The organism is Billgrantia pellis, assembly GCF_008297955.1.
In the GTDB taxonomy this organism is placed as follows: domain Bacteria; phylum Pseudomonadota; class Gammaproteobacteria; order Pseudomonadales; family Halomonadaceae; genus Halomonas; species Halomonas pellis.
In genome coordinates this window covers 47212-62802 of record NZ_VTPY01000006.1, presented here as the reverse complement: position 1 = coordinate 62802, position 15591 = coordinate 47212, and the positions used below count along the sequence as shown (strand labels likewise).

The following is a 15591-nucleotide window of genomic DNA, read 5'->3' as shown; positions in this document are numbered from 1 at the left end:
TGCCCTCCAATGTGCATTCCCTTGGTTCTAGATTTCTTCATCAGCGAGATCTGGATCGCTCCCCAGGGCCTCCATGATGGAGCGCTGGATCAGCAACTGTTCCACTTGCTCGATGGCCGCTTCGGCATAGCGGTCGATGTCGCTTAGCCGGGGTGGCAGCGTGGCCTGGAACAGAATCCGGTTGTTTTCCGCTACCCATACCTGACTGCCCCAGCGAGCGTCGGGTCGTTCATGGATGGATAGCGTGGTACGGGTCAGGATATGACTCTCGACGCTCAATTGGCTGAAACGGCGGTAGAAGGTCTTGCCCATCATGGTGATTGTCCGGTCGACGATGACCCCCGAGAGGCCCGGCTCGCCCAGGCGAAACTGGCGTGAAAGCTCTTCTGCCGCCTTTCCCTCTTCCAATACGTCGTCTTCCCCGAGCGAGTCTTCGGGGACCGATGCTTCAGGTGGCGCGGCAGGTTGGGTCGGAGCGGGTGCGTGCGTTTCCGCCCAGGCCAGGGAGCCGCAGGGAATCAGTAGGATGGCAGCCATTGCCAGGTCACGTAGGAAAACCATTACCGCTCTCGACTGAATGTTGAATGGCTTTTCCGCCTCATCGAGGTGTCCCGGAGAGAGGCAAGAAGTCCGTGAGGCGGCAGCCGTACGGCCATTCCATGGCCGTACGGTATGTCGGACGCACCGCCACTCGAGGAGCCTTCGGGACAGCCCATGCCGGCGCCTGTCGTTTGTGCGTCGACAACGGCGACCCTTCACTCGGTCAATGCCTCGCTTCTCGCTTGTGGTTGGGTGGAACGCTGAACAAATTGCGCCGTGCCCAGTTCATCGCCTGCAAGCGATTGTGTACCTTGATCTTGCGGAAGATGTTGTAGAGGTGAGATTTGACCGTGTGTTCGCTGACGAACAGTTTTTCGGCGATCTCCGAATTGGTCGAACCGGTGCCTAGCAGTCCGATGATCTCGAGTTCACGCTGGGTCAGGCCGCAGGCGGGCCGATAAGAGTTCATCTGCTGCCGGCGTAGCAACTGGATCATGCGCGACATCAGTGCCCGCGACATCCACAGATTGCCGAGCCGTAGTGCTTCGAGTCCCTTGCAGATCAGCTCGACGCTGTCGTTGCGGTAGAAGATTCCTTGGAGGTTGAGCGAGGAAAGCAGCTCGACGGCATGGTCCTCGCTGCGAACATTGAAGGCGGCGAGACTGATCTCATCCCTTCCTCCGGCGGCGGCTTGCCATTTCTGCATGCTCGCTTCGCTCAGATGATCGAGGTCGAGGATGACCAACGCCACCTGCCCATCCTCTAGGGGCGGCAACTCATCGGTACTGACGGCAGTAACCGCATGGCCGATATGCTCCTGCAGATGTTCGATGAACAGCTTCGACTGAGGGTTGATATCCGTGACCAACATGATCCGATAAGGCTTATTCTCCATGAGACCCCTCCGTCCTTTATGAGTTAATTGTGATGTAAAGAAATGTAAAGAAATGCTACCCCTTCGATTCTTGTCCAAAAACCCCAAAGGTGTTAAGAAATTTTTGAAATAAAGATACGCCTTTCTTATCACTTTTAGTTTTTCAATAAATACAATGGGTTAGTGTGCTTAATGCTTTTAGGAGAGACCATTGCCCTGCTTTCAGGACGAAAATCATGCGTTTTCAATTACCTACTAATAGTGAGCGATGGTTTACATAAATCATTGTTACATTAAGTTTCCACTTTGCTCCTTTTCGCTCTTGTTTCCGCTCGTTCGGCCCACGAGGAACCTTTCGATACTATCTTCAATATAGGAAAACGCTTTGTCTGTTTCGTGTTCTTTACACACGCAGATTCGTTGATGATGAGAAAAATAAGAAAGTGGACCGCATGCAGTGCCATCCGTGCAGTCGTGAGCCTGGTAGCCTGGCGGAGCAGGAACGGACACACAGCGCCTGGGCAGCCGCGGTCCGCCCGTCCCATCGCACAACATCGGATTCGTCGGGTCCTCAGGTGTGATTCTCTAGCACGAGGGGCGATGGCCGAGTGGTCACTGACCCAGGGAACCGACGGCATGCGGGCCACGGCAACGATCGGTAGCGCCAGTGATACGTGTAAGATGTCGCCAAGCGAGACTGCCGCATCCTGCCCTTCCCTGGCGGCACACAGGGAAAGGGAGCTGTCGTCAGGCCGAAGTGAGCGATGAAGTGCCTACGCCCTTGCGCTCGAGGTTGTGCTTCTCCATTAACCGATAGAGTGTGACCCGCGACACACCCAGCTCGTCGGCGGCTTTCTTCACTTTGTGCTTGTTGCGATTGAGAGCGCTGAGCAGCGCCTCCTTCTCGGCGCAGTTACGCGCCTCTTCCAAGGTCATCGCATGGCGCTTTGCGGTGCGGCGCTCAAGGCCCAGGTCCGCCGGTTTGATCAGCCGCTGGTCGCACATCACCATTGCCCGGCGCACACGATTGGTCAGTTCGCGTATATTCCCCGGCCAGTGGTATTGCCGCATGAGCACAAGGGCTTCCTGGCTGAAGCCCCGTACGTTCATCGACTTCTCCTCGATGAATTTATCAAAGAAGAACCTGGCGAGTATCTCGATGTCTTCCTGGCGTTCCCGCAGCGGCGGGATATCGACCTGGAGCACGTTGAGGCGATGATACAAATCCTCACGAAAGCGCCCCTCCGCCACGGCCTTCTCCAAATCGATATGGGTCGCTGAGAGCACACGCACGTCGACCTCGATTTCATCGAGGGCGCCGATGCGCTGGATAGTCTTCTCTTCGAGGAAGCGAAGCAAGTTGACCTGGAGTTCCAGGGGCAGATCGCCGATCTCGTCGAGAAAAAGAGTGCCGCCGGACGCGGCTTCGATCTGGCCAATCTTCTGTTGACTGGCGCCAGTGAAGGCGCCCTTCTCGTGACCGAACAGTTCGGATTGGATCAGGCTGCTTGGCAAGGCACTGCAGTTAACCGGGACGAAGGGGGCTGAGGCACGTTGGGAGCGTTCATGGATGGCGCGCGCAGCGAGTTCCTTGCCCGTACCGGATTCGCCGCTGATGAACACCGGGGCATCGACGCTGGCGACACGCCGGATGGTATTGAAAACCTTTTTCATGACCGGAGCGGCGCCCACCATCTCGAACTCGGAGTCACCATCCGTCAGGAGTGGGTCGCTTCTCTCGAACCGGAGTTGCTTCATGGCCATGGCATGGTTCATCAAGCAATCGACCTGTTCGATATCAATGGGCTCGACCTGATAGGCCATGAAGAGCTTCGCCAATGCCTTGCACACGAAAGGATTTTCCAGCTCGGTTTCCTTGATCAATGCCATCCATTCCATGCGGGAACGCATGACGAGTGGTTCCAGCTCCTTCAATTCGTTTTCTGACAGCGCATGCAGACAGCACAGGCCTGCATCGTATTCTTCCCGGGCCAAGAGGGTGACGGCTCGCGACAGATCGTGGACGACGCTGATCGACCAACCCTTGGTTTCCATGATTCGGACAACATCCTGTTGGTTTTCGCCAAACGTGCCTACCATCAAGAGTCTTGCCTTGTTTTCCATTCGCTCGTCCCTTTTTTCAATCCTTCGATATCAGGCAGGCCTGCCCAAGTCCTTTGCTTTCTCGGCTGCCCTGAGTCGATTTTTGGCTTCCTTCGCATTACCCGATCAAGCACTTTTCCGTAGCGATACGATGTATCCTTTTCGTAATTCCTAATGTAAGTAAGCTCCATTCTTCGCTGATTGTCGTTCCGTCATGTCCTGTCACGTCCGTTTCTTGGAAGGTTGGAATCTTGAGAGACAGGCTGTAAAGATAGGTTACCGTTTGCTTCGCAACAAGCTCGCCTATCCGGCATTCAACCTTTTTTCTATGCGCTTTCAAGCGCCTAGGCGAAGCGGGAAGGCAAGGGCTTCTCGTTCGGAAAGGGTACAGCCTGATGATGGACCTCAGGTACCATGGCGCTTCCGAACGGAGATCGAAGAGGAAACGCAGTGTCTGTCACTCATGCATTAGTTCTGGCCAGCGGTAATGCCGGTAAGCTCAGGGAGTTCGGTCAACTGCTGAAATCGCTTGGCCTTTCGGTTCGGCCTCAAGCGGAGTTCGGTGTCGATGACGTTGAGGAAACCGGACTCACCTTCGTCGAGAACGCACTGCTCAAGGCCCGCGAGGCGAGCCGGGTCAGCGGCCTGCCCGCCCTGGCTGACGACTCGGGGCTCGAGGTCGACGCCCTGCAGGGGCAGCCGGGCATCTATTCGGCGCGTTATGCCGGCGAGCCGAAGAGCGATGCGCGCAACAATGCCAAGCTGCTCGAGGCGCTGGCCGACGTGCCACGCGAGGAACGCAGTGCTCGCTATTGGTGTGTTCTGGTCTATCTGCGCCACGCAGATGATCCGGTGCCGATCATCGTGCAGCGCAGCTGGGAGGGAGAGATTCTCGAGCAGCCACGGGGCGAGGGCGGGTTCGGTTACGATCCGCTTTTCTGGTTGCCTGAACAAGGCCGCAGCGTTGCTGAACTCGCTGCCGAGGAGAAGAACCGGTTGAGTCACCGCGGCCGCGCCCTCGAAGCCTTGGTCGCGACCCTGGATGAGGAAAGGCAACGTTGATGGCAAGGATGACGGAGGGCGATACGGCGCTACCGCCCCTGTCGCTCTACGTGCACGTGCCGTGGTGCGTGCGCAAGTGTCCGTATTGCGACTTCAATTCACATGGCGTCGGGCGGAATAGCGAGCTGCCGGAAGCCGCCTATCTCGCGGCGCTGCTCGAGGACCTCGATGCTGACTTGCCCTTGGCACGTGATCGCGAGCTGACCAGCCTTTTCATCGGCGGAGGGACACCGAGCCTGATGTCGGCCGGGTTCTATGCCAGCCTGCTCGAGGGGATAACCCGTCGCCTGTCTTTGCCCGACGGCATCGAGATCACACTGGAGGCCAATCCCGGCACGCTGGAGCGCGGCCGCTTTCGTGGTTATCGCGAGGCGGGAATCAATCGCCTGTCGCTGGGAGTGCAGAGCTTCCAGTCGTCCCAGCTCGAAGTGTTGGGCAGGATCCATAGTGGCAAAGATGCCGTTGCCGCGGTGGAGGAGGCGCGTGCGGCCGGTTTCGACAACCTCAACCTCGACCTGATGCACGGTTTGCCGGGACAGACGCCTGAGCTGGCCCTGGCCGACCTGGAATGCGCCCTGGAACTCGCGCCGGAACATCTCTCCTGGTACCAATTGACCCTGGAGCCCAACACCGAGTTTCACTCACGCCCACCGGTATTGCCCGAAGAGGAGGTGCTCTGGGACATTCAGGATCTCGGCCATGAGCGACTCGAGGCCGAGGGGCTCGCACGCTATGAGATTTCCGCCTATGCTCGGCCGGGGCGTCGTTCGCGGCACAATCTTAACTATTGGCGCTTCGGCGACTACCTGGGTATCGGGGCGGGCAGTCACGCCAAGCTGAGTGCGCCGGGGGAGGGGGGCCGGCTGTGCATCGAACGGCGTTGGAAGACGCGTCAGCCCGAGGCCTACCTGCGGCGTCGCCAGGATCCACGTGGCTTCGTCGCAGGGCGTGACGAAGTCGGCGAAGACGAGCTGCCGCTGGAGTTCGCCATGAATGCCCTGCGTCTGGTCGAGGGTGTGTCGCTCGAGGATTGGGCGGCTCACACCGGGCGTCCCCTGGACGTGCTGGAAGCGCGGCTCGGCGCGGCGCGACAAAAAGGACTTCTCGAGGAGAAGGTGCCGCGTCTGCAGGCTTCACCTCGAGGTCTATTATTCTTGAACGAATTGCTGGCGCTTATCGAGGGCGCCGGCACGGAATGAACTTGCGATCCCAACTGGAGAAACTAATGCTCAAAGCATCACGATTCGTGGCTCCCATGGCGGCTGCGCTTCTGCTCGTCGGTTGTGCCTCGAACGATCCTTATTCCGGTCAGACCCAACGCTCCGGCACCCTGACGGGGGCGGGTATCGGCGCGGCAGTGGGCGCGGCCGCCGGCGCCCTGTCGGGTGATGGCAGCACCAGCCGTCGCGACCGTGCGCTGATCGGTGTGGCCGTGGGCGCCGCTGCGGGAGCAGGCATCGGCGCCTACATGGATCGCCAGGAACAGCAGCTGCGCGAAAGCATGCGCGGTACCGGCGTCGACGTGGAACGCCGCGGCGACGACATCGTGCTCAACATGCCGAGCAGCGTGACCTTCGGCTTCGATTCCAGCGAGCTGACGCCGAATGCGCGGACGGCTCTCAATGACGTGGCCTCGGTGCTGACCCAGTACACCGATACGCGTGTCAACATCGCCGGCCACACCGACAGCACGGGCGACGATAGCTACAATCAGCGCCTATCCGAGCGCCGCGCCGAGTCCGTGGGCAGTTACCTGGCCCAGGCGGGCGTGGCGCGTAATCGTCTCTCCATGATCGGCCATGGTGAGAGTCAACCGGTCGCCAGTAATGCCACCGAGGAGGGCCGGGCCCAGAACCGTCGCGTCGAAATCACGTTGACGCCGATCGAGTCCCAGTTCCAGCAGCAGTAAGCGCTGAACGCGATAGCGTTGCCTTGCAGGCCCGCCACTGGCAGAGTGGCGGGCCTGCTCGTTTGCCGCTTTCGTCCTGCGTGAGGTTCCGTCCATGCTCTCCTACCAGCATGCTTATCACGCCGGCAATTTCGCCGACGTTCACAAGCACCTAGTGCTTCACGCCGTCCTCGACCACTTGCTGCGCAAGCGTTCGGCGGTCACCTTCGTCGATACTCACTCCGGGCGAGGGGTCTATCCGCTGGACGCCCCCGAGACCCTGCGCCTCGGTGAATATCGTCATGGCGTGCTGCCGCTGTGGCAAGCACGGGATCGCCTGGCTGACGAACCGCTGCTCTCGGCCTGGCTCGATGACATCGCCCGCCTGCAGCGCGGTGGGTCTCGGCTCGAGCGCTATCCCGGCTCGCCCTGGTGGCTGGCCCAGCGCCTGCGCAGCGGCGATCGACTGCGTCTCTATGAGCTACACCCTGGCGAGCACGATGTTCTATTGCAGCAGGCGCTGCCGCCGAATGCCCAGCGCATTCACGGTGATGGCCTGGGGGGGCTGATCCAGGCCTTGCCGGTATCGACGCCGCGGCTCTGCGTGCTGATCGATCCTAGCTTTGAGCGCAAGGAGGAGTACGTCGGGGCCGCCGAGACGCTGCTCACGGCAATGCGCAAGGCGCGCCATGGCGTGGTGCTGGTGTGGTATCCGCTGCTGCCGGCGGGTCGTCACCATGCGTTGCTGGAGCGGCTGCGCGAGGGTGGGCTGCGCAAGATCTGGCGCAGCGAACTGACGCTGCGCGCACCGGACGAGGAGCGTGGCATGTACGGCAGCGGTATGCTGGTCGTCAACCCTCCTTGGGGGCTCGACAAGCGCCTGGCGGCGGTCATGGCGCGAGTGACACCGCTACTCGGCGAAGCATGCCGCTACCGCGCCGACTGGTGGGTCGAAGAGTAGGCGAAATTACTTACCGATACAGAAGCTGCCGAAGATTTCCCCCAGCAGGTCATCCGCGCTGAACTCCCCGGTGATCTCGCCCAGTGCCTGCTGGGCGTCGCGCAGATCCTCCGCCAGCAGCTCACCAGCGCCGTGGCCCGACAGTTGCTCCTCGCCGTTAGTGAGCGCTCGCTGCGCCCGGTCGAGTGCGTCCAGGTGGCGTCGACGTGCTGAGAAGCGGCCCTCCGGGGTCGCCGAATAGCCCATCACTGCCTTCAGATGTTCCTTTAAATGCGCCACGCCCGTTCCGGTCAGGGCGGAGAGGCGCACGATCGGCGTGGCGGCTGTCAGGTCTAGCCCGGGCGCCTCGTGGCTGCTGTCGATCTTGTTGCGTACCAGCGTCAGACGCCCGGGCTCGGGTAGTCGGGCGACGAATTCCGGCCAGATGGCCATGGGATCCACCGCTTCGGTAGTCGCAGCGTCGACCAGCAGCAGCACGCGGTCAGCTTTCTCGATCTCGGCCCAGGCCCGAGCCACGCCGATCCGTTCGACGGCATCGGGGGTATCGCGCAGCCCGGCGGTGTCGATGACGTGAAGCGGCATGCCATCCAGGTGGATATGCTCGCGCAGCACGTCGCGGGTCGTACCCTCGATATCGGTGACAATGGCGGTTTCCTGCTCGGTCAGGGCGTTGAGCAGGCTCGACTTGCCTGCGTTGGGACGCCCGGCGATCACCACGTTCATGCCTTCGCGCATCAGCGCTCCCTGGCCGGCGGCGGCGCGAACCTCGGCGAGTTCCGCTTGTACCGCCGCGAGCCTCTCGGCGACCTTGCCGTCGGCCAGGAAATCGATCTCCTCCTCGGGAAAGTCGATGGCGGCTTCCACGTACATGCGCAACTCGATCAATCGAGCGACGAGCGCCTCGACGCGGCGGGAGAATTCCCCCTGCAGGGAGCGCACGGCATTTTCTGCGGCGGCCCGTGAGCTGGCCTCGATCAGGTCGGCGATGGCCTCGGCCTGGGCAAGGTCGAGCTTGTCGTTGAGAAAGGCGCGCTCGGAGAACTCCCCGGGGCGGGCCAAGCGGGCGCCGAGCCGTACACAGCGCTCCAGCAACATGTCCATGATTACCGGACCGCCATGTCCCTGAAGCTCGAGCACATCCTCACCGGTGAAAGAGTGGGGGCCGGCGAAAAACAGTGCGATCCCCTCGTCGATCACCGAGTCCTCGCCGTAAAAAGGGCCGTAGTGCGCATGACGCGGTGAGGGGCAACGCCCTGCCACGGCCTCGGCGATCACGGTGCACAGCGGCCCCGAGACCCGAATGATCCCCACCCCACCGCGGCCCGGTGGGGTAGCCAGCGCGGCGATGGTGTCCTGATGATAGAGCGGATCCGACATTGGCTAGCCCTGTTGATTTGCAACGGCACTCGCGGCATTGTCCTGTCGCGGGACCTGAAACGCCAGACCCCCGCCAAGGCGGGGGTCCGGGTGTGACACGTGAAGCGTGTGCTCAGCGCTTGGCCGCCTTGCCCACACTGGGATCGTTCTCTATCTTGCGTGTGATCACATACTGCTGCGCGATCGAGATGACATTGTTGACCACCCAGTAAATGACCAGACCGGCCGGGAACCACAGGAAGAAGAAAGTGAAGACGATCGGCAGCATCCTCATGATCTTCGCCTGCATGGGGTCCGGCGGCGTCGGGTTGAGCAGCTGTTGAACGAACATCGAGGCGCCCATCAGGATCGGCAGTATGAAGTACGGATCCTTCATTGACAGGTCCTGAATCCAGAACACGAAGGGCGCATGGCGCAGTTCGACCGATTCCAGCAGCATCCAGTAGAGGGCGATGAAGACCGGCATCTGTACCAGGATCGGAAGACAGCCGCCCAGCGGATTGATCTTCTCCTTCTGATAGAATTTCATCATCTCCTGGGACATCTTCTGGCGATCGTCGCCGTACTGCTCCTTGAGGCGCTGCATCTCGGGGCCCAGCTTGCGCATGCGGGCCATCGACTTGTAGGCCTTGGCGGAGAGCGGCCACATGGCGAGCTTGACCAGAATGGTCAGGACAACGATCGACCAACCCCAGTTGCCGATGATGTTCTGGATATGATCGAGCAGCCAGAACAATGGGTTGGCAATGAACCACAGCCAGCCGAAGTCGACGGTCAGGCGTAGGTTGGGGGCCACTTCCTCGAGATAGCTCTGCACCTTGGGCCCCATGTAGAGGGTGGCTCCCAAGCGTGTCTCACCGTCGACCGCCACTGTGGTGACCGGGCCGGCAAAGGCCGCCACGTTGCGGTTGCGCGAGTCCGTGGTGGCGTACTGCAGGTTTTGCTGATTCTGCGGTGGCACCCAGGCCGAGACGAAATAGTGCTGGATGATCGCCACCCAGCCGCCCTGAACGTCACGATTGTTGAAGTTGCCCTTCTGAATCTCGTCGAAATCGATCTTCTGGTAGCGATCCTCCGGTGACGAGTAAGCAGCGCCCAGATACGAGCTCATGCCCATCGAGACGCCGCTGGAGGGGTCGGGGCTGTTGTCTCGCGCCAACTGGCCGATGAAGCGCGCAGTGACCGGCTCCTCGGTATTGTTGGCCAGAAAATAATCGACGTTGACGGCATAGCTGCCGCGCTCGAAGGTATAGCGCTTGATGACATCGACACCGTTGACGTCAGCGGCGAGGTCGACCTCAAGACGATTGTCATCGTCGGATAGGCGATAGCGTGTCTGTTCCGGCGTGAAGGCGAGCCGCCCGGCATGGCCGTCCACTTGAAGGCCCGAGCGGGCCACGTAGCTGCGGGTCTCGTTATCTGAGAGCAGCACGTAAGGCCGTTCGGAATTCAGCGTCATGCGATGCTGAGGCAGCGCGGCATAGACGATGTCGCCTCCCTGGGGATCGATGCGCACATCGAGGACGTCGGTGGCGACGGCGATCAGGTCGCGAGTCGCGGAGGGTTGTTCCGCTTCACCCGGCATGTCGCCCGCCACGCTATCCGCTCGGGGGGAGGCGGGAACGGCCAATCCGTCCTCGTCGGGAGGCGTCGCTTCGTCGCCAGGGGCCGGAGCGGAGAAAGAAGGTGCTTCAGGTTCAGGAGCAACCTGACCGTAGTCCTGATTCCACTGCACGACCAGCAGGTAGGCAAGTACGGCCAGTGGAATCAGCAATAGGAGTCGTTTTACGTCCATGAGGGGTCTGCCCGGTGGGTAGTGAACATGTCGCTGGAACGATATCCGCTGCCATGTGGAAAGGGCGATAGCCTGCCCGAGGCAGGCTATCGTGGCGGCGGCAGGCACCGCATCCGGTCAGGATGCCATCGATTTGCGTACGTCACGCTCCAAACGACGCCACATGCCGAACAGCTGGCGATGAAGCGTGGCGTTGTCCAGTCCGTCCGCGCCGCGCCGTGCCAGGAGCACAATATCGACGGCAGGGAGCGAGCGCTGCTGAAGACGAATGGATTCGCGCGTCAATCGCTTGAGACGGTTGCGATCCACAGCCTTGCGGACGTTTTTCTTGCTGATGACCAGGCCAAGGCGGGGGTGGTCCAGTCCATTGGGGCACGCCAGGGCCATCAGCCCTTTGCCATGTACCTTGAATGCAGCGTGATCGAAGACGTATCGATAATCCCCGGCCGACAGCAGTCGCAGTCGCTTGGGGAAGCCATGACCGGACACGCGCGATCCGCGATCAGGCGCTCAGGCGCTTACGGCCCTTGGCACGACGGCGAGCCAGCACGGCGCGACCGTTCTTGGTGGCCATGCGCGCACGGAAGCCATGCACACGCTTGCGCTTGAGAACGCTGGGTTGAAAAGTGCGTTTCATAACTGATTCCCACGTGATGAGTTGGACGGAACGTTTGACAGGAACGCCCTGGCTCGCACGGGGAGCCAGGGGGAGATTCGATTCAAGACCGGAAATTGTAGAGACTTCGGCAGCGCGACGCAATCGTTCCGCTCCTGGCCTTGGTTTTCGATGAAGCGCTTGCCGGGAGAGGCCACTGGCAAGAGTGTGTGTTCATTCTTCGATACTGTGATTAAGACTGGGGAACCTGCCTGTTGATAAGAACGTATATGTCTTATTTGACAGTGGGTTGTAGTAGAAACTGTGCTGTGGAAAACCGGTTCGGAGCCGGTGGTCAGGCTGTGGAGGGAATTAAGGCATGCCGAGCCATCCTCGGCCCCCTTGAGCCCGGCTGCTGGTAGGTTTTTTTGGTGGCATGCAAGCGAACGGGCTTTTCCACAACCTTTTTCCGCCACCTGTCGCGTGTGGATAACCCGGCGAGCGAAGGATACAATGACCGGTCATGCATCAACGGGGATGGTGAGGTCGAGTGTCACTTGCTCTCTGGCAACAATGTCTGGATTACCTGCAGGACGAGTTGAACGCTCAGCAGTTCAATACCTGGATTCGCCCGCTTCAGGCCGAGGAAGGGGAGGGGAATGAGCTGCGTCTGCTGGCGCCCAATCGCTTCGTACGCGACTGGGTGGGCGACAAATATGCCAAGCGCATCAATGAGTTGCTAAGAGATTTGGCACCAGCCAAGCCGCCCAGAGTTATGCTGACCGTCGGCAGCCGGCAATCTGCTGCGCTCAAGCCGCAGCCGCGCGATTTGGGAGCACCGGTTTCGGCCAATCCCCACTCTCCACTGGCGCCGGCCGTGCAGGTGCCGCCCAGGGGCGACATTGGTGATGAGCGCGAGATCGATCAACTGCGTGAAGAGGGGGTCTCCTCGCGCCGGTCCGGAGAACGTGAAGTACAGGTAGAGGGCAGCCTCAAGCATAACAGCGGCCTCAACCCCAACTTCACTTTCGAAACCTTTGTCGAGGGCAAATCCAACCAGCTCGCTCGTGCCGCCTCGCGGCAGGTATCGGAAAACCCGGGCGGCGCTTACAACCCGCTGTTCCTGTACGGCGGGGTAGGCCTGGGCAAGACCCACCTGATGCACGCGGTTGGCAACGCGCTGGCGACGCGACGCGAGAACGCACGGGTCGTTTACCTCCACTCCGAGCGCTTCGTGGCCGATATGGTCAAGGCGCTGCAGCTGAACGCCATCAACGACTTCAAGCGCTTCTATCGCAGCGTCGATGCGTTGCTGATCGACGATATCCAGTTCTTTGCCGGCAAGGAGCGTTCACAGGAGGAATTTTTCCATACTTTCAATGCCTTACTTGAAGGCGGTCAGCAAATGATCCTGACGTCGGATCGCTATCCCAAGGAGATCAGCGGCGTCGAGGAGCGTCTTAAGTCGCGTTTCGGCTGGGGGCTGACCGTGGCGATCGAGCCGCCGGAGCTGGAAACCCGAGTGGCGATCCTGATGAAGAAGGCTGACCAGGCCAAGGTCGACCTGCCTCATGACGCCGCCTTTTTCATTGCGCAGAAGATTCGCTCCAACGTTCGTGAGCTGGAGGGCGCGCTGAAGAAAGTGATTGCCGATTCTCACTTCATGGGCAAGCCGATCACCCAAGATTTCATCCGCGAGTCGCTCAAGGATCTTCTCGCCCTGCAGGACAAGCAAGTGGGGGTCGATAACATCCAGCGTACCGTGGCCGAGTACTACAAGATCAAGCTGGCCGACCTGCTCTCCAAGCGTCGCTCACGCTCGGTGGCGCGACCGCGTCAGGTGGCCATGGCCTTGGCCAAGGAGCTGACCAACCATAGCCTACCCGAGATCGGCGATGCCTTTGGGGGGCGCGATCACACGACGGTGCTGCATGCCTGCCGCAAGGTGCAGGCGCTACAGGAAGAGAGCGCGGACATCCGTGAAGATTACAAGAACCTGTTGCGATTGCTGACCAGCTAGCGGCGGGCTTCGCAGTGCCCAGCACTGCCCGACACCTATCTACAGGACGAGACGTGGAGCCGACATGAGATTTTCCATTACCCGCGAGGCACTGCTCCGGCCGCTGGCCCTGGTGGCCGGCGTAGTGGAGCGCCGCCAGACTTTACCCGTGCTGTCCAATGTGCTGATCCAGGTGGATCAGGAACAGGTGGCTCTGACCGGCACCGATCTTGAAGTGGAGCTGATCGGCCGTACGGCGGCATCACAGGTCGAGGTACCGGGTGCCGTGACCGTGCCTGCCCGTAAGCTGATGGATATCTGCAAGTCCTTGCCCGATCAGGCAGAGCTTCATTTCAGTTTGGAAGAAGGGCGCGCCGTGCTGCGTAGCGGTCGCTCGCGTTTCACCCTATCGACGCTGCCGGTGGCGGAGTTCCCCAATATCGAGGATACAGCCGGCGACCTGGAGCTGAGCCTGCCGCGGGGCACGCTCAAGCATCTCATCGATGCCACCTCCTTCGCCATGGCACAGCAGGACGTACGCTACTATCTCAATGGCATGCTGCTGGAGCTGCGCTCCAATCTGGTGCGTACTGTGGCGACCGATGGCCATCGGTTGGCGGTTTGTTCGCGGCCGTCGGAGATTTCGGTCGAGCCGGCACGCAAGCTGATCGTGCCGCGCAAGGGGGTGCTCGAGCTGGTGCGTCTGCTCGATGACAGCGACGAGCCGGTGACCCTGACGCTAAGTGCCAGCCACGTGCGGGCGCATACCGGTGATTTCACTTTCACCTCAAAGCTGGTCGACGGCAAGTTCCCCGACTATGAGCGTGTGGTTCCCCGCGGCGGTGACAAGGTCTTCATTGCCGAACGCGCCGAGCTGCGACAGGTGTTGTCTCGCACTTCAATTCTTTCGAACGAGAAGTATCGCGGCGTTCGGTTGCACCTCCAGGAAGGCAATCTGCAGGTGATGGCCAATAATCCGGAGCAGGAGGAGGCCGAAGAGAACGTGGCGGTTGAATATGGCGGCGACTCGCTGGAGATAGGCTTCAATGTCGGCTATCTCATTGACGTACTCAATGTTCTTGGCGAAGACAGGGTTCAGATGACCCTGGCCGATTCGAGCAGCAGTGCTTTGATGGAGGAGCCTGGTGGCGGCGATGCCCTTTATGTCGTCATGCCGATGCGCCTCTGAGGCGCTGCTTTTCCCCGTTTTTTGCTGCGCGTCCGGCGACGTCGGCGCAGCGGAGCGCCACCTGCCGAGTGCCTCGCAGTATGTTACTTGAGCGTCTGGCTTTCAGCGGGCTGCGTAATCTCGAGGCGCTTGATTTCTCGCCCAGCCCGGGAATCAATTTGATCGTGGGGCCCAACGGCAGTGGCAAGACCAGCCTGCTCGAGGGCATTCACGTTTTGGGCATGGGGCGGTCCTTTCGCACGCGCCAGCTCAAGAATGTCATTGCCCACGACGCCTCGGTCATGACCTTGTTTGCGCGCCTTCAGGGCGAGCCGGCACTGCCCATGGGCGTACGGCGATCACGCGATACGTCAGAACTCGAGATGCGCCTGGGGGGCGAGCGGGTAGCTCGACTGGCGCAATTGATCGAAGCGCTTCCGCTCCAGCTCGTCAATCCCGATGCCTTTCGTCTGCTGGAGGGGAGTCCGGCTGGGCGTCGTGAGTTTCTCGATTGGGGTGTGTTTCACATGAAACACGGCTTTTTCGATGCATGGCGTCGGACGCGCCGCGCGCTGAAGCATCGGAATGCCTTGCTCAGGCGTGATAGAATAGACGTCAATGCCCTGTCCGCCTGGGAGAGGGAGTTGGCACTGTGGGGCGAGCGGGTCGACCTTTTTCGGCGTGAGTGGATGACGGCCTTTGTGCCAGTCTTCGAGGAGACCTTGCACCGGTTGCTTGAATTGCCTGCGCTCACGCTGCGTTATTCGCGAGGCTGGGATCCACAGCGAAGCCTGCTGGAAGTTCTCGAACAGGGGCGAGGGACGGATCACCAGATGAGCTTTACCCAAAATGGCCCTCAGCGTGCCGACCTGCGCATCCGCCTGGGTCGGCACCCGGCGGTCGAAGTGTTATCGCGCGGCCAACAGAAGCTGGTCGTCAGTGCGCTCAAGCTGGCCCAAGGCCGCCTGCTCGAGCAGACGACCGGACGTCGCTGCTTGTACCTGGTCGACGATCTCCCGGCCGAGTTGGATGCCGAACATCGGCGTGTCTTTTGCCGCCTGCTCGAGGCGATGCAGTGCCAAGCATTCATTACAAGTGTCGAACATGACGCCCTGGCGGAGACATGGCAGTCTCATACGCCGCTGACAATGTTTCACGTGAAACACAGCAATGCGGGAGCAGGGCAGCTCGTGCCGCAGGCACGGTTAGACTTCACGACGGAGTAGTCA

General features: G+C 60.7%; 14 protein-coding genes. 7 read left to right on the top strand and 7 right to left on the bottom strand.

Annotation, left to right across the window (positions count from 1 at the left end):
* Window positions 1–27: 27 nt before the first annotated feature.
* From F0A17_RS15760 to F0A17_RS15750, 3 genes are all read right to left on the bottom strand, one after another.
* Complete coding sequence (locus F0A17_RS15760; RefSeq protein WP_223111560.1) at window positions 28–561, bottom strand: curli production assembly/transport protein CsgE; 534 nt, start codon at window positions 559–561, stop codon at window positions 28–30.
* A 202-nt stretch (window positions 562–763) separates the two neighbouring features.
* Window positions 764–1435: a LuxR C-terminal-related transcriptional regulator gene (locus F0A17_RS15755; RefSeq protein WP_149329313.1), complete on the bottom strand. Its 672-nt coding sequence runs from the start codon at window positions 1433–1435 to the stop codon at window positions 764–766.
* 726 nt (window positions 1436–2161) lie between these two features.
* Window positions 2162–3538 carry a sigma-54 dependent transcriptional regulator gene (locus F0A17_RS15750; protein ID WP_149329312.1) on the bottom strand — a complete coding sequence of 459 codons (1377 nt, stop codon included), beginning with the start codon at window positions 3536–3538 and terminating at the stop codon, window positions 2162–2164.
* Between the two features lie 429 nt (window positions 3539–3967).
* Here F0A17_RS15750 and F0A17_RS15745 point away from each other — a divergent pair, with 429 nt between their 5' ends.
* The 4 genes from F0A17_RS15745 to F0A17_RS15730 all read left to right on the top strand — a co-directional run bounded on the left by F0A17_RS15745 (window position 3968) and on the right by F0A17_RS15730 (window position 7428).
* Entirely contained in the window at window positions 3968–4579 is a 612-nt protein-coding gene (locus F0A17_RS15745) for an XTP/dITP diphosphatase (RefSeq protein ID WP_187774713.1), read from the top strand.
* On the top strand, window positions 4579–5778 hold the full coding sequence (gene hemW / locus F0A17_RS15740; protein WP_422671010.1) for a radical SAM family heme chaperone HemW: 1200 nt from the start codon (window positions 4579–4581) through the stop codon (window positions 5776–5778). Before F0A17_RS15745 ends, hemW begins: the two co-directional genes overlap by 1 nt.
* A gap of 26 nt (window positions 5779–5804) precedes the next feature.
* Window positions 5805–6488: an OmpA family protein gene (locus F0A17_RS15735; protein ID WP_149329310.1), complete on the top strand. Its 684-nt coding sequence runs from the start codon at window positions 5805–5807 to the stop codon at window positions 6486–6488.
* Between the two features lie 94 nt (window positions 6489–6582).
* Window positions 6583–7428 (top strand): 23S rRNA (adenine(2030)-N(6))-methyltransferase RlmJ, encoded by an 846-nt coding sequence (locus F0A17_RS15730; RefSeq protein WP_149329309.1) that lies wholly within the window; start codon window positions 6583–6585, stop codon window positions 7426–7428.
* A gap of 6 nt (window positions 7429–7434) precedes the next feature.
* Here the strand turns inward: F0A17_RS15730 and mnmE are convergent, their stop codons facing one another.
* From mnmE to rpmH, 4 genes are all read right to left on the bottom strand, one after another.
* A complete protein-coding gene (mnmE, locus tag F0A17_RS15725; RefSeq protein WP_149329308.1) occupies window positions 7435–8805 on the bottom strand; it encodes a tRNA uridine-5-carboxymethylaminomethyl(34) synthesis GTPase MnmE in 1371 nt (456 codons plus the stop codon).
* A 112-nt stretch (window positions 8806–8917) separates the two neighbouring features.
* The gene (gene yidC / locus F0A17_RS15720; protein WP_149329307.1) at window positions 8918–10600 is read right to left on the bottom strand and encodes a membrane protein insertase YidC; all 1683 of its coding nucleotides are present in this window, start codon (window positions 10598–10600) and stop codon (window positions 8918–8920) included.
* A gap of 117 nt (window positions 10601–10717) precedes the next feature.
* Window positions 10718–11089 (bottom strand): ribonuclease P protein component, encoded by a 372-nt coding sequence (gene rnpA / locus F0A17_RS15715; RefSeq protein WP_149329306.1) that lies wholly within the window; start codon window positions 11087–11089, stop codon window positions 10718–10720.
* Between the two features lie 13 nt (window positions 11090–11102).
* Complete coding sequence (rpmH, locus tag F0A17_RS15710; RefSeq protein ID WP_010626003.1) at window positions 11103–11237, bottom strand: 50S ribosomal protein L34; 135 nt, start codon at window positions 11235–11237, stop codon at window positions 11103–11105.
* A 508-nt stretch (window positions 11238–11745) separates the two neighbouring features.
* Here rpmH and dnaA point away from each other — a divergent pair.
* The 3 genes from dnaA to recF all read left to right on the top strand — a co-directional run bounded on the left by dnaA (window position 11746) and on the right by recF (window position 15588).
* On the top strand, window positions 11746–13215 hold the full coding sequence (gene dnaA, locus F0A17_RS15705; protein WP_149329305.1) for a chromosomal replication initiator protein DnaA: 1470 nt from the start codon (window positions 11746–11748) through the stop codon (window positions 13213–13215).
* A 64-nt stretch (window positions 13216–13279) separates the two neighbouring features.
* Window positions 13280–14383, top strand: a complete 1104-nt coding sequence (dnaN, locus tag F0A17_RS15700; RefSeq protein WP_149329304.1) for a DNA polymerase III subunit beta — start codon at window positions 13280–13282, stop codon at window positions 14381–14383.
* 80 nt (window positions 14384–14463) lie between these two features.
* On the top strand, window positions 14464–15588 hold the full coding sequence (gene recF / locus F0A17_RS15695) for a DNA replication/repair protein RecF (protein ID WP_149329303.1): 1125 nt from the start codon (window positions 14464–14466) through the stop codon (window positions 15586–15588).
* Window positions 15589–15591 lie beyond the last annotated feature (3 nt).

What these genes read in the sequence shown, in the direction of transcription:
- dnaN (WP_149329304.1), top strand. Translation starts at nt 13,280, where the DNA reads ATGAGATTTTCCATTACCCGCGAGGCACTGCTCCGGCCGCTGGCCCTG.
- F0A17_RS15730 (WP_149329309.1), top strand. Translation starts at nt 6,583, where the DNA reads ATGCTCTCCTACCAGCATGCTTATCACGCCGGCAATTTCGCCGACGTT.
- F0A17_RS15755 (WP_149329313.1), bottom strand. Translation starts at nt 1,435, where the DNA reads ATGGAGAATAAGCCTTATCGGATCATGTTGGTCACGGATATCAACCCT.
- rpmH (WP_010626003.1), bottom strand. Translation starts at nt 11,237, where the DNA reads ATGAAACGCACTTTTCAACCCAGCGTTCTCAAGCGCAAGCGTGTGCAT.
- F0A17_RS15750 (WP_149329312.1), bottom strand. Translation starts at nt 3,538, where the DNA reads ATGGAAAACAAGGCAAGACTCTTGATGGTAGGCACGTTTGGCGAAAAC.
- F0A17_RS15760 (WP_223111560.1), bottom strand. Translation starts at nt 561, where the DNA reads ATGGTTTTCCTACGTGACCTGGCAATGGCTGCCATCCTACTGATTCCC.
- hemW (WP_422671010.1), top strand. Translation starts at nt 4,579, where the DNA reads ATGGCAAGGATGACGGAGGGCGATACGGCGCTACCGCCCCTGTCGCTC.
- recF (WP_149329303.1), top strand. Translation starts at nt 14,464, where the DNA reads ATGTTACTTGAGCGTCTGGCTTTCAGCGGGCTGCGTAATCTCGAGGCG.
- F0A17_RS15735 (WP_149329310.1), top strand. Translation starts at nt 5,805, where the DNA reads ATGCTCAAAGCATCACGATTCGTGGCTCCCATGGCGGCTGCGCTTCTG.
- mnmE (WP_149329308.1), bottom strand. Translation starts at nt 8,805, where the DNA reads ATGTCGGATCCGCTCTATCATCAGGACACCATCGCCGCGCTGGCTACC.
- yidC (WP_149329307.1), bottom strand. Translation starts at nt 10,600, where the DNA reads ATGGACGTAAAACGACTCCTATTGCTGATTCCACTGGCCGTACTTGCC.